The sequence below is a fragment of the Rhodovarius crocodyli genome (assembly GCF_004005855.1).
In the GTDB taxonomy this organism is placed as follows: domain Bacteria; phylum Pseudomonadota; class Alphaproteobacteria; order Acetobacterales; family Acetobacteraceae; genus Rhodovarius; species Rhodovarius crocodyli.
Map to the genome: position 1 here is coordinate 94,892 of NZ_SACL01000008.1, position 12,823 is coordinate 107,714.

Annotated in this window: 12 protein-coding genes; 7 read left to right on the plus strand and 5 right to left on the minus strand. The window is 67.7% G+C overall.

Annotated features, from left to right (window positions below; translation table 11 throughout):
• Window positions 1-12 precede the first annotated feature (12 nt).
• Window positions 13-1,008, minus strand: a complete 996-nt coding sequence (locus EOD42_RS19765; protein WP_127789308.1) for a glycoside hydrolase family 113 — start codon at window positions 1,006-1,008, stop codon at window positions 13-15.
• Entirely contained in the window at window positions 1,008-1,745 is a 738-nt protein-coding gene (locus EOD42_RS19770; RefSeq protein ID WP_127789309.1) for an aspartate/glutamate racemase family protein, read from the minus strand. Before EOD42_RS19770 ends, EOD42_RS19765 begins: the two co-directional genes overlap by 1 nt.
• Window positions 1,746-1,795: 50 nt before the next feature.
• Here EOD42_RS19770 and EOD42_RS19775 point away from each other — a divergent pair, with 50 nt between their 5' ends.
• Together EOD42_RS19775 and EOD42_RS19780 are read left to right on the plus strand one after the other, a co-directional pair.
• On the plus strand, window positions 1,796-2,776 hold the full coding sequence (locus tag EOD42_RS19775; RefSeq protein WP_127789310.1) for a Bug family tripartite tricarboxylate transporter substrate binding protein: 981 nt from the start codon (window positions 1,796-1,798) through the stop codon (window positions 2,774-2,776).
• Window positions 2,777-2,865: 89 nt separating this feature from the next.
• Complete coding sequence (locus EOD42_RS19780; RefSeq protein WP_127789311.1) at window positions 2,866-3,777, plus strand: EamA family transporter; 912 nt, start codon at window positions 2,866-2,868, stop codon at window positions 3,775-3,777.
• Between the two features lie 171 nt (window positions 3,778-3,948).
• On the opposite strand, the gene EOD42_RS19785 is transcribed toward EOD42_RS19780, so the two are convergent.
• From EOD42_RS19785 to EOD42_RS19795, 3 genes are all read right to left on the minus strand, one after another.
• Window positions 3,949-5,142, minus strand: coding sequence for an MFS transporter (locus tag EOD42_RS19785; RefSeq protein ID WP_127789312.1), 1,194 nt, complete (start codon window positions 5,140-5,142; stop codon window positions 3,949-3,951).
• Window positions 5,143-5,248: 106 nt separating this feature from the next.
• Entirely contained in the window at window positions 5,249-5,926 is a 678-nt protein-coding gene (locus tag EOD42_RS19790; RefSeq protein WP_164868029.1) for an HpcH/HpaI aldolase/citrate lyase family protein, read from the minus strand.
• A gap of 2 nt (window positions 5,927-5,928) precedes the next feature.
• The gene (locus EOD42_RS19795; protein ID WP_127789314.1) at window positions 5,929-6,912 is read right to left on the minus strand and encodes a Bug family tripartite tricarboxylate transporter substrate binding protein; all 984 of its coding nucleotides are present in this window, start codon (window positions 6,910-6,912) and stop codon (window positions 5,929-5,931) included.
• Window positions 6,913-7,217: 305 nt separating this feature from the next.
• Between EOD42_RS19795 and EOD42_RS19800 the strand changes: the two genes are divergently transcribed.
• From EOD42_RS19800 to rpsP, 5 genes are all read left to right on the plus strand, one after another.
• Window positions 7,218-7,862, plus strand: a complete 645-nt coding sequence (locus EOD42_RS19800) for a MarR family winged helix-turn-helix transcriptional regulator (RefSeq protein WP_127789315.1) — start codon at window positions 7,218-7,220, stop codon at window positions 7,860-7,862.
• Between the two features lie 71 nt (window positions 7,863-7,933).
• Window positions 7,934-9,265 (plus strand): LLM class flavin-dependent oxidoreductase, encoded by a 1,332-nt coding sequence (locus EOD42_RS19805; RefSeq protein ID WP_127789316.1) that lies wholly within the window; start codon window positions 7,934-7,936, stop codon window positions 9,263-9,265.
• Window positions 9,266-9,324: 59 nt separating this feature from the next.
• Complete coding sequence (locus tag EOD42_RS19810; RefSeq protein ID WP_206020404.1) at window positions 9,325-10,809, plus strand: 4-hydroxyphenylacetate 3-hydroxylase family protein; 1,485 nt, start codon at window positions 9,325-9,327, stop codon at window positions 10,807-10,809.
• Between the two features lie 287 nt (window positions 10,810-11,096).
• On the plus strand, window positions 11,097-12,473 hold the full coding sequence (ffh, locus tag EOD42_RS19815; protein ID WP_127789317.1) for a signal recognition particle protein: 1,377 nt from the start codon (window positions 11,097-11,099) through the stop codon (window positions 12,471-12,473).
• A 16-nt stretch (window positions 12,474-12,489) separates the two neighbouring features.
• Window positions 12,490-12,822 carry a 30S ribosomal protein S16 gene (gene rpsP, locus EOD42_RS19820; RefSeq protein ID WP_127789318.1) on the plus strand — a complete coding sequence of 111 codons (333 nt, stop codon included), beginning with the start codon at window positions 12,490-12,492 and terminating at the stop codon, window positions 12,820-12,822.
• Window position 12,823 lies beyond the last annotated feature (1 nt).

Below are 12,823 nucleotides of genomic sequence, written 5' to 3' on the forward strand. Positions count from 1 at the left end.
CTCATACCCTCCTCAACGCGCGGCCCAGGCGTGCAGCAGCACGCCTTCCGCCAGCTTGTTCTGCACCGTGTAGTCGGTATCCGCCGCCCCGCCCCGCGCGGGGTCGGTGAACCAGCGCCACAGGAAGACGCCCTCGACCGAGGGCCGGTCCAGCCGGCGCAGCCAGCGGGCCAGCGCCTCGGCCTGCACGCGCTGGTCGGGGACGGAGGCGCGCTCCTCCTCCGGGTTCATCGCGGCGCCGGCTGCGGAACGGATGCCGAGCTCGGCCACCCAGATCTTCTTGCGGATGCGTGCCTCCAGGCGGTCCAGCCGCTCGGCCTCACGCTGCATGGGGGCGGTCCAGTCCTCGGGCCGGTCATCCGCGCCCAGGGGGCGGAAGATGCGCGTCGAGACGACATCCAGCAGCCCCCAATGGGCGAAGGCCTCGGCTTCCTCGGTGTCGGCCGCCACATAGGTCAGGCGCCCACGGAAGGCGCCGCGCACGGACTGGATCAGCTCCCGCCACTCCGGCCGGGCGGCGGCACCGCGGATGGCCTGGCCGATGGAGAAGGCCTCGGCGCCCTGCTGCTGCGCCAGCCGCGCCAGCGCCAGCAGCGCCTGGCCATAGCCCGCGAACCAGCCGCGCCAGGCCGCGTCATTGGCGGGCGCGATGGCGCCGGGGGCCGCCCCCTGCACCCACAGCGCGGGCTTCACGAATACCCGCAGCCCGGCCTCCCGGGCCTGGGCGATCGCCGCGCTCACGACCGGGTCGGGCGAATCACCGCCGCGCACCACGGCGGTGGCAACGGCCGATTCCTGCCAGAGGAAGGGCATGACGGCCACGCTGTCGGCGCCCAGCGCCCGCAGCAGCCGCAGGCTGCGCCGCGCATTGGCGCCGCCGGGTGCCGAGCCCTCCGTCACCGCCAGGTTGAAGCCGCGCCACCCCGCAGGCCACCCCCCAGGGGCGCGCCCCTGCGCGAGCGCCGCCCCGGGCAGCAGCAGCAGCGTCAGGCCGCGCCGGGCGAGCATCAGCCCAGGAAGCGCCTGGGGCGCAGCCCCAGCTGGAACCAGTTGATCATCGAGTAGATGTCGTAGACCGGCACGCCCAGCATCTCCTGCACCGCCGCCGCATAGGGCGGCATGTTGGTGCATTCCAGCACCACGGCGCCGAGGTCGGGCACCATCGCCTTCAGCCGCGCCGCCGCGTCCAGGATGTCCTGCTGGGCCAGCTCGACATCCATGTCCTCACGCGCCGCCTCGATCAGCACGGGGAAGAACTCCCGGCCGCCCTCGGTGCCGACAATGGGGGTGTCGAGCGGCACGCCCGCGCCCTTCAGATGCGCCTCCGTCAGACCCTTGCTGTTGACGGTGATGATGCCCACGCGCTTGCCCGGCGGCAGCGTCGCCTGCACCCAGGGCACCTGCATCATCGAGGAGGTGGCGACAGGCACGCCCAGCGCCGCCGCCATCTCCGCCTGGAAGATGGACAGGAAGCCGCAATTGGTGGTGATGCCCTCCGCGCCCAGGGAAATCAGCTCACGACCCGCCTCGATGAAGTCATCCAGCAGGCCGCGCGCGCCGCCGACCACCACGCGCTCGGGCGAGGCACCCTTCACGACCTTGAACAGCACCGGGAAATTCCAGGTCAGGCCATTGCCCATATCGCCCAGGATGCGCGGAAAACGGGCTTCCAGCATCAGAATGCCCAGGGGAGCGCCGTAGATGGCCTTTCCACCCCGGGCGGGTTTCTTGTGAGAATTGTTCATGCACGGCAGTCTGCACGGCATCAGCCGCCCGTGGAAGCCGAGGACCACTCATGCAGCGCCGTTCCCTTCTGGTCGCCAGCACTAGCCTGCTGGCCACCCCCGCTCTCGCTCAGGAGCGTTTCCCCAACCGTCCCATCACCCTGCTGTCGGGCTTCCCGAACGGGTCGGGCATCGACATCTATGCCCGCCGCATGGGTGAGCCCCTGCAGGCGATCCTGGGTCAGCCCATCGTCATAGACAACCGCTCGGGCGCCGGCGGCAACATCGCCTCCGAATACGTCTCCAAGGCGCGGCCGGACGGCTACACCATCCTGTTCGGCACGGCCGGCACGCATGCGATCAACCAGACGCTGTACCGCAACCTGCCCTTCAACGTGATCGACAGCTTCACCCCGATCACGCATCTGGGCGATGTGCCGAACATCCTGACGGTCAGCATCGAGAAGCGGCCCAACCTGCGCAGCTGCCCCGATGTGCTGGCCGCCGCGCGCGCCCGGCCGCAGGCGGTGTCCTATTCCTCCACCGGCAATGGCGCCTCGACCCATCTGGCGGGGGCGCAGTTCGCCTCGGCCGCGGGGGTGGAGCTGCTGCACGTTCCCTATCGCGGCCAGCCGGGCGCCCAGGCCGCCATGCTGTCGGGCGACGTGGACATCTTCCTGAACCAGTCGGGCCCGGCGCTCGGCGGCATCCGCCAGGGCCTGTCGCGTGGGCTTGCGGTCACGACGGCGCAGCGCCTGCCTGCCGCCCCCGAGATCCCGACGGTGGCCGAGGCCTGCAACCTGCCGGGCTTCGTCTCCACCACCTGGTACGGGCTGTTCGGCCCTGCCCACATGCCGGCCGAGATCGTGAACACCATCAACAACGCCGTGCAGCGGGTGATCAACGCGTCCGACTTCCGCGAATGGCTGGTGATGAACCAGGCGATCTCGCCCCCGCCGGTCTCCACCCCCGCCGAATTCGCCGCCATCCAGCGGCGGGACGTGGCGAGCTGGGCCGAGATCATCCGCCGATCCGGCGCCTCCGTAGACTGATTCCGTATGCAAGGCCGTGAATGCGGCCCGCCGGAAATCCGGCGAAGCCAAGCGCGCGGATGCGCGCACCCGGCGTCTGAGGGATAAAAATGATACCGCCCTGGATCCTGTTCACCGTCTCCGCCGCCGGGTTCCAGACCTGGCGGACCGCCAAGCAGCAGAAGCTGCGCGGCAAGCTTTCCGTGAACGGGGCCGGGGTGGTTCGCTTCCTCTACGGCGTGCCGGCGGGGTTCGTGATCCTGGGCACCTACCTCGCCCTGTTCGGCGGCAGTTTCGGCAGCTTCACGCCGCTGTTCCTGTTCTATTGCATGCTGGGCGGGCTGGGGCAGATCCTGGGCACCAACCTGCTGATCATGAGCTTCGACAGCCGGGGCTTCGCGGTCGGCACCGCCTATTCCAAGACCGAGGCCATCCAGGCGGCCTTCATCGCCCTGTTCCTGCTGGGGGAGACACTCTCCCCCCTCTCCTGGGCCGGCATCGCGTTGAGCGTGTCGGGGGTGCTGACGCTCTCCTTCGCCGGCAAGGGCTTCTCCGTCGGCGCCTTCATAGAGGCCAGCCTGCAGCGCGGGGCCCTGCTGGGCATCGGTGCCGGCAGCTGCTTCGCCATCTGCTCCATCTTCATCAAATCCGCCAACATCGCGCTGGACGGCGATGACCCGGTGCTGAAGGCGCTGGTGTGCCTCGTGGTCATCAACGGCATGCAGACCATCATGCAGGGCAGCTGGATGCTGTGGCGCGAACCGGGCGAGGTGCGCCGCGTCTTCGCCAACTGGAAGGATTCCATGTGGGTGGGCGCGCTCTCGGCCAGCGGCTCCGCCTGCTGGTTCTCGGGCTTCGCGCTGGCGCCGGTGGCGATGGTGCGCGCGGTGGGCCAGGTGGAGATCCTCTTCACCCTGCTCGCCAGCCGGTTCTACCTGAAGGAGCGCACGAGCCTGACGGAACGCGTCGGCGCGCTGATCGTGGTGGCGGGGGTGGTGCTGGTGTTGCTGGGGCGGCACTGAACGGGGGCTTTGCTCCCCATTGAGGGGCGCTGCCCCTCAAACTCCACCTGATATCAGTTGGCGCCTCTGCTGGATAAGCGGGCGCCATTTTTAATACTAACGTCAAGGCCATCAGGGTGTGGCGCCAACTCCTAGGGGGCCAGGGCCGCTACGGTCCCGGCCCCGCCCCTCCTACCCTCGCCGTATCTTCGGCAGGAACCACGCCAGCAGCCCCACCAGCGGCAGGAACGAGCACAGGTTATACACCCTCTCGATCCCGATCGTGTCCGCCAGCCCGCCCAGTATGGCCGCCGCGATCCCGCCCAGACCGAAGTTCAGCCCGTAGAACAGACCGCCGATCAGCCCCACCCGGCCCGGCACCAGCTCCATCGCGTACAGCATGATGGAGGCGAAGGCGCTGGCCATGATCACGTTGATCATGATGCTCAGCACGCCGGTCCAGAACAGGTCGGCATAAGGCAACATCAGGGTCAGCGGCAGCGGACCCAGCACCGAGATCCAGATCACCCGGTCGCGCCCGATGCGGTCGCCGATCATGCCGCCGAACAGCGCGCCGCCGGCCGAGGCCACCAGGAACACGAACAGCATCATCTGCGAGAACTGGATGGACACCCCGAAGCGGTCCATCAGGTAGAAGGTGTAGAAGGAGCGGAAGCTCTCGCTGTAGGCGTTCTTGGAGAACATCAGCAGCATCAGCACCGTGATGCCCACGACGATGGTGCCGGTGGAGTAAGGGGACTGCGTGGGCCCGGCCTTGCGCGCACCCGCCACCTGGCGGCGGATCGCGCTGTGGTGCCCCGCCATCCAGACCATCAGGAAAATGGCCAGCAGCGCCGCGGAGGCGAACCACACCAGGCTGCCCTGGCCATGCGGCACGATGAACAGGGCCGCCGCCAGCGGCCCCAGCGCGCCGCCCGCCTGCCCGCCCACCTGGAACAGCCCCTGCGCGAAGCCGTGCCGTCCGCCCGAGGCATTGCGCGCCATGCGCGTCGCCTCGGGGTGGAAGATCGAGGAACCGAGCCCGATGCAGGCGGCCGAGACGATAATGAGCGGGTAGCTGGACGCATAGGCCAGGCAGACCAGGCCGGACAGCGTGAACATCATGCCGACCACGGTGGAATAGGGCATCGGGTGCTTGTCGGTGTAGTAGCCCACGGCCGGCTGGAACAGCGAGCCCGCGACCTGGAAGGTCAGGGTGATCATGCCGATCTGGACGAAATCCAGCCCGTAGGCGTCCTTGATGATCGGGTACACCGCCGGGATCAGCGACTGGATCAGGTCGTTCAGCAGATGGGTCAGCGCCAGCACCAGCAGGACGGCGAAATGGGTGCGCGGCGCGGCGCCGGCGACAGTGGCTGAATTCATGGCGGCAGTACCCCGATACTGCCGCCAGGATCGCCGCTAAGGCGGGCCCGGCGTAGACGGCGCGCGGGTATGGCTGCATGGCGCGGCGCGCATCGCACCGCCTGTTTCAGCCGAACACGCCGTTGATGACGCGGGGGTGGCGCGGGTCGGTGGTGGATTTGCCGGTGAAGCCCATGGCCTTCACCCGCTCGCAGTTCAGGCGCAGCCCTTCCAGGTCGTCGCGGGGGTGGAAGGGCTCGTCATAGCAGCCGATGCCCGCGCCATGCGCGGCGTTCACCACGCGGCTGCGGGCGTAATACAGCGGCTCCCACTCGCGCTTGGCACCCAGCGCCTTGGACAGGTCCTTGCCGCCGAAGGACAGTGCCTCGACGCGCCTGCAGGCCCGGGCGATCTCATCGACGGCCGCGATGGCGCGCGGCGTCTCGATGATGACGTTCAGCGGCAGGCCGGCACAGGGGCCGGACAGCAACTCGTCCAGCAGCACCAGTTCCGCGGGGCTTTCCACCATGGTCAGCACCAGGGAGTCGGGCTGCTCGGCCATCTGCTGCAGCATCAGGATATCCCGCAGCCCGTCATGGGTCGACAACGCGCTGATCCGCACCCCCACATGGCAGCCCTTCGCCCGGCCCCGCGCCAGGAAGGAAGGCACCAGCGCCCGCGTCGCGTCCTTCAGCGCGTCGGGCACCGTGTCCTCCAGGTCCAGCGCGATGGCGGTGGCGCCGGAGGCGAAGGCGGCCTCGAATGCTGCCTCCTCGCCGCCCGTGATCAGCAGTTTGGAACCCAAGTTCAGCTCCTGTCGGTGATGTTCAGCGCGCGGATGGCCACGGCCCATTTGGCGCGCTCCCGCTGGATGAACTGTTCGAACTCGGGCGGGCGGCTCGCGACGACCGTCGCACCCACGGTGGTCAGGCGCTCCGTCACCTCGGGGTCGCGGGTGGCCTTGATGACCTCCTCGCCCAGCCTGGCCGAGATGCCGGCCGGGGTCGCCTTCGGCAAGAAGAAGCCGAACCAGGAGGTGATCTCGAAATTCGGATAGCCCTGCTCGATGATGGTCGGCAGGTCGGGCTGGCTGGGCACGCGCTCGCGCGATGCGATGGCCACCGCGCGCAGCCGGCCGCTGGCCATGTGGGGCGCCGCCACGGACAGCTCGACGAAGGAGGCCTGGATGGTGCCGGACACCAGGGCCGCATGGGTCTCGCCACCACCGCGGAACGGCACATGGATGACCTCGACGCCCGTGGACTGGTGCAGCAGCTCCGCCGCCAGGTGATGCGGGGTGCCGATGCTGGAACCCATGGCCAGGCCACGCCCGTCCTGCTTCGCCCAGGCGACCAGCTCCGTCAGGTTGCGGGCGGGGATGTCGGTGTTGATGACCAGCACATGCGGCACATAGGCGGCCTGGCTGAGGGCGGTGAAATCGCGCTCAGGGTCGTAGCCGGCCTGGGAATTGATCTGCGGCAGGATGCTGACGGTGGAGGTCGAGCCGACCATGAAGGTGTAGCCGTCAGGTGCCGAGCGCGCCGTGGCGACCGACCCGATGCCGCCGCCGGCACCACCCCGGTTCTCGATCACGATGGGCTGGCCGATATTCTGCGAAAGCTTGTTGCCCACCAGGCGGCCGACCAGATCGACCGTGCCGCCGGGCGTGAAGGGCACGATAAGCCGCAGTGAGCGATCGGGGTAAGCCTGGGCCATCGCGGCACCCGGGGCCAGCGCGGGCAGGGAAAGACCGGTGCCCAGGAAGGCGCGGCGTGATAGAGGGCTATGCATGCGCAGGACGATCCTTTCCCACCCACTGGAGACAGCGGTGGCTTGAGAGTCGTGATGGCGCCCCGCCCGTCCACCTGCCGCGCACTTGTCGGGCGGCTTCCTTCGGGCGATAGCAGCATGGCCGGGACGGATATTGCTCGTCAAGTTAGCTATTTTGAAAATCGAACACGGCGCCGCGCCGCGGCCTGGCTTGAACCCGTTGCCATCCCGACATTGACGCGGCCGGCCGAAATCGTCAGATATCGTTGTGAAGTCATGGGCATGATCGCCTCGCGGGGCGCTGGCCGACCAGGAGAATCCCGATCTTGAAGCCGGCCCGGAACAGTGGCACCGCCCGCCCTCGCCGCAAGCCCGCCGCCGCGCCGGAATCAGCGGCGGCCGCGCTCACGGTATCGCGACCCGAATTGCTCGTGGACGGCTCTGACTTCGTCTTCCGCCGCCTGGTGCACAGCCTGCTGGCCTTCTGCGCCCGGCATGAGGCCGTGCGGGACGGCCATGGCGCCGTGATCGGCCTGGCTGGCGTCGAATACACGGTGCTGATCTCCATCAATCACCTGTCGCACCAGGGCGATGTCAGCGTGCGCACCGTGGCCGACCACCTGCATCTCAGCGGCGCCTTCGTCACCACCGTGACGAACAAGCTGGCGCAGCAGGGGCTGGTCGCGAAGGATGAGAACCCGATCGACCGGCGTCGCGTCCGCCTCAGCGTGACGGCCAGCGGGCGGGACCTGCTGCGCCGGCTCGCGCCGCGCCAGCGCCAGGTGAACGACATCCAGTTCGGCACGCTCGATTCGGATGAGTTCCACGAGCTGCTGCGCCTGGTGGACAAGGTCGTCGCCTCCTCCGAGCAGGCGGTGGCCTTCCAGCGCTATCTGGCCGAAACCGCGGACGTCCAGCCGGCCGCGACCGGCGATGTGCTGCCGGCCCGGCGGCGCGCCGGCGCCAAGTAGGAAACTTTCTTACCTTTACAAGAAAGCTAATCAGCGCCTAGCCTGCCCCTGTACCGCAGGAGGTTGAGGCGATGGAACGGCCCGCAAAGCAGATCAGGCTCGGCCTTTCCATGGCCGGCCACGGCTATCACCACAGCGCCTGGCTCGATCCCTCCGTCCCGCCCGACGGCATCAATGATTTCGGCTTCTACCTGAACCTGGCCCAGGTCGCGGAACGCGGCCTGTTCGACATGGTGTTCCTGGCCGATTTCCTGACCTTCACCATGATCGACATCCCCAAGGGTGTGACCGGCCGCACGAGCCGCGGCAGCTTCGAGCCCGTGACGCTGCTCTCCGCGCTGTCGCAGCTGACGAAGCATGTGGGCCTCGCCGCCACCACCTCCACCACCTTCGGCACGCCCTTCCACACCGCGCGCTCCTTTGCCTCGCTGGACCTGTTGAGCAAGGGAAGGGCCGGCTGGAACGTCGTCACCTCCTTCCAGGACGAGGAGGCGGAGAATTTCGGATCCTCCTCCATCCTCGACAAATCCACGCGCTATGAGCGCGCGGAGGAATATGTGGATGTGGTGCTGGGCCTGTGGGACAGCCTGGCGCCCGACGCCTATGTGTATGACCGCGCCAGCGGATACCTGTTCGACCCCGCCCGCGTCCGCACGCTGAACCATGTCGGCAAGCATTTCCGCGTGAAGGGGCCGCTCGGCACGCCGCGCTCGGTGCAGGGGCGGCCCATCATCATCCAGGCCGGTGCGTCCGAGGAAGGCCAGGAGCTGGCGGCCCGCACCGCCGACGTCGTCTATTCCGTGCAGCCGCGCATCGAGGATGCCCAGCGCTTCTATGAGGGCCTGAAGTCCCGCATGGCCAAATACGGCCGCGAGCGCGACGACATGAAGATCATGCCCGGACTGCTTCCCGTGATCGGCGCCACCGAGCAGGAGGCCCGCGACCGCTTCCGCGCCATGCAGAAGCTGATCGACCCCAAGGTGGGGCTGCGCTACCTCAGCGCCATCTTTGGCGACCTGTCGGACCACGACATCGACGGCCCGGTGCCGGAACTGCGCAAGGACAAGCCGCTCGCGACCCGGGCCAAGCTGATCCATGACCTGGCCAAGCGCAACAACTGGTCGATCCGCCAGCTGTATGAGAGCACGGCCATCGGCAACACCCACAACACCGTGGTGGGCACGGCCGAACAGGTGGCCGACGTGATGCAGGACTGGTTCCTGAACGGGGCCGCGGACGGTTTCAACCTGCTGCCGGCCCTGTCGCCCACCAGCGTGGTGGAGTTCGTGGACCAGGTGGTGCCGATCCTGCAGGCGCGCGGGCTGTATCGCACCGCCTACACCGCCACGACCCTGCGCGGGCATCTGGGCCTGTCCGACCCGCCGACGGCGCATTCAGATTGATTTAGCTTTCTAACAAAGGTATTTACACTCATCCGAAACGGACAGAGGGCACGCGCGGCATGACCATGGTGAAGAACGGCACGGAGCACCTGCGCAGCGTGCGCGACGGCCGCGCGGTGTATCTGGATGGCAAGCTGGTGGGCGATGTCAGCCTCGCCCCCGCCTATCGCAATGCCGTGGCCTCCGCCGCCATGCTCTACGACCACCAGGCCGCACCCGCGAACATCGAGCGCATGACCTTCGAGCTGGAACCCGGCCGCCGCGTCAACCGCGCCTGGCAGCACCCGCGCAGCTATGAGGAGATGGTGGAACGCCGCAAGGCGCTGGTGGAATGGGCGGAACTCACCTGCGGCTTCCTCGGCCGCTCTCCCGACCACGTGGCTTCCTCCGTCTCCGCCCAGTACATGGGCATCCAGGTGCTGGAGGATTATGACCCCAGGCGCGCCAAGGCCTTCCGGGGCTGGTACGAGGATGCCCGCCGCAACGACATCTTCCTCACCTATGTCATCAACAACGTGCAGGGTGACCGCTCCAAGGCCTTCGGCGACCAGGGCGCCGGCGCCGAGGACATGGTGGCCCGCATCGTGGACGAGGACAGCGCCGGCATCACCATCCGGGGTGCCAAGCTGTTCGCCACCAGCGCCATCATGGCCAATGAGATCTTCGTGGGCTCCGGCCAGCCGCTGAAGCCGGGCGAGGAGCATCTCGCCTTCTCCTGCGCGCTGCCGATGAATGCGAAGGGCATGAAGATGCTCTCCCGCAAATCCTTCGAGGCGCACGCGCTGAGCGAATACGACAATCCGCTGAGCTACCGCTTCGACGAGAACGACGCGCTGATATTCTTCGACGACGTGAAGGTGCCGTGGGAACGCGTGTTCATCCACCGCAACACCGACATGTGCCGCGCGCAGCTGCACGACAATTTCGCCCACGTCTACCAGAACTACCAGGCGCAGATCCGGCTCTCGGTGAAGCTGCGCTTCCTGGTGGGCCTCGCCCATGGCGTGGCGCGCACGATCGGCACCGTGAACTTCCCCGCCGTGCGGGAGCAGCTGGGCAAGCTGGCGTCCTTGGCCGCCATCATCGAGGGCATGGTCTATGGCATGGAGGCCGCGGGCCAGCTGGTGAACGGCTACTGGATGCCGAACAAGCACCTGCTCTATGCCGCGCAGGTACAGAGCCAGGAGACCTACCCGCAGATCGTCGCCGCCATCCGCGACCTGGCCGGCGGCGCGATGCTGATGCTGCCTTCCTCCGTCGAGGATTTCGCGAACCAGGATCTGGCGCGGCTGATCTCCCTGACGCAGATCTCGCCCGCGATGAGCGGCGAGGAGCGCGTGAAGCTGCTGAAACTGTGCTGGGACGCGGTGGGCAGCGAATTCGCCAGCCGGCACCTGCAATATGAGATGTTCTATGCCGGCGGGCAGTATGTGACGCGCGGGCACAGCTATCGCACCTATGATTGGAAGGGTGCGGATGCGCTGGGGCAAAGGCTGATGGACGGGTATGGGTTGGAGGTGAAGGCGCCCGGGCAGGCGGCCTGAAAGAACGTTCTTTTTTGGAAAAAAGAACCAAAAAACTTCTACTAATTTGATGTGGCGCCAGGGGTGAAGTGACACCTTTGTCTCTGGCGATCCGCCCACTTGCAAAAGTCTTTTTGCTTCTTTTTCTCCAGAAAAAGAAGATCACTACGCCCCGCTTGACTCCCCCACCCCAACGCGCCTATCCACCGCCCCCGTGGGCCCATGCCCGCTGAAGGCCGCCCCATGGTGGGGTCGCCCCGCCGCTCCGCGAGATTCGCGCAGCGGCGCGATATCGTTTGGAGTGCCCTTTGTTCGAAGGCCTTTCCGGCAAGCTGACCGCGGTCTTTGACCGCCTGCGCGGCCGCGGCGCACTGTCCGAGGAGGACGTGTCCGCCGCCCTGCGTGAGGTCCGCGTGGCGCTGCTGGAAGCCGACGTGGCACTGCCCGTTGCCCGTGACCTGATCAACAAGGTGCGTGAGCGCGCCGTGGGCCAGGAGGTGATCCGCTCGGTCGCCCCCGGCCAGCAGGTCGTGAAGATCGTGAACGATGCGCTGGTCGAGGCCCTGGGCGGCGCCGGCGCGCCAACCGGCATCGACCTGAACGCCCCTGCCCCCGTGGCCATCCTGATGGTGGGCCTGCAGGGCTCGGGCAAGACGACCAGCTCGGGCAAGATCGCGCTCAGGCTGAAGAACCGCGACCGCAAGAAGGTGCTGCTGGCGTCGCTCGACGTGCACCGCCCGGCCGCCCAGCAGCAGTTGGCAACGCTGGCGAACCAGACCGGCGTCACCTCGCTGCCGATCATCCCGTTCCAGACCCCGCTGGAAATCGCGGCCCGCGCGCTCGATACCGCCAAGCGCGAACTGTACGACGTTGTCATCCTCGACACCGCCGGCCGCCTCGCGATCGACGAGGCCCTGATGGCCGAGGTGGCCGAGGTCAAGCGCTTCGCCACCCCGCACGAAACCCTGCTGGTCGTGGATGCCATGACCGGCCAGGACGCGGTGAACACCGCGCGTGAGTTCCACGAGAAGGTGGGCGTCACCGGCATCGTCATGACGCGCGTCGATGGCGATGCGCGCGGCGGTGCGGCCCTGTCCATGCGGGCCGTCACCGGCGCGCCGATCAAGCTGCTGGGCGCGGGCGAAAAGCTCGACGCGCTTGAGGATTTCCACCCCGAGCGCATCGCCGGGCGCATCCTGGGCATGGGCGACATCGTCTCGCTGGTCGAAAAGGCCGCCGCGACGATCGACCAGGCCGAGGCCGAGAAGCTCGCGGCCCGGATGCAGAAGGGTATCTTTACCCTTGAGGATTACGCGAAGCAGCTGGAGCAGATCGGCAAGATGGGCTCGCTGCAGGGCATCCTCGGCATGCTGCCCGGCGTCGGCAAGATCAAGCAGCAGATGGCGGGCGCCAACCTGGATGAGAGCATCCTGAAGCGCCAGGCGGCGATCATCTCCTCGATGACCGCCAAGGAACGCCGCGCGCCGGACATCATCAAGGCGTCGCGCAAGAAGCGCATCGCGGCCGGCAGCGGCGTGCAGGTGCAGGATGTGAACCGCCTGCTGAAGCAGTTCGACGACATGTCCGCGATGATGAAGCGGATGAACAAGCTCGGCCAGAAGGGGCTGATGCGGGGCGGTTTGGGCTCCCTCATCCCCGGCCTTGGTAACAAACGACCTTTCTAGAGAACGGAGTAATTCTATGTCCCTGAAGATCCGCCTGGCCCGCGCCGGCGCCAAGAAGCGCCCCTACTACCACATCGTGGTGGCCGACAGCCGCAGCCCGCGCGACGGCCGCTTCATCGAGAAGGTGGGCAGCTACAACCCGATGCTGGCGACCGACCACGCCGAGCGCGTGCGCCTGGACAATGAGCGCATCACGCATTGGCTGAGCAACGGCGCCGTCGCGACCGACCGCGTGGCCCGCTTCCTGGGCAAGGCCGGCCTGGCCCCCGCCCCCTTCATGCCGAAGCAGACCAAGCAGAACCTGCCGAAGAAGAAGGCGCAGGAGCGCGCGGCCGCAGCCGCCGGCTGAA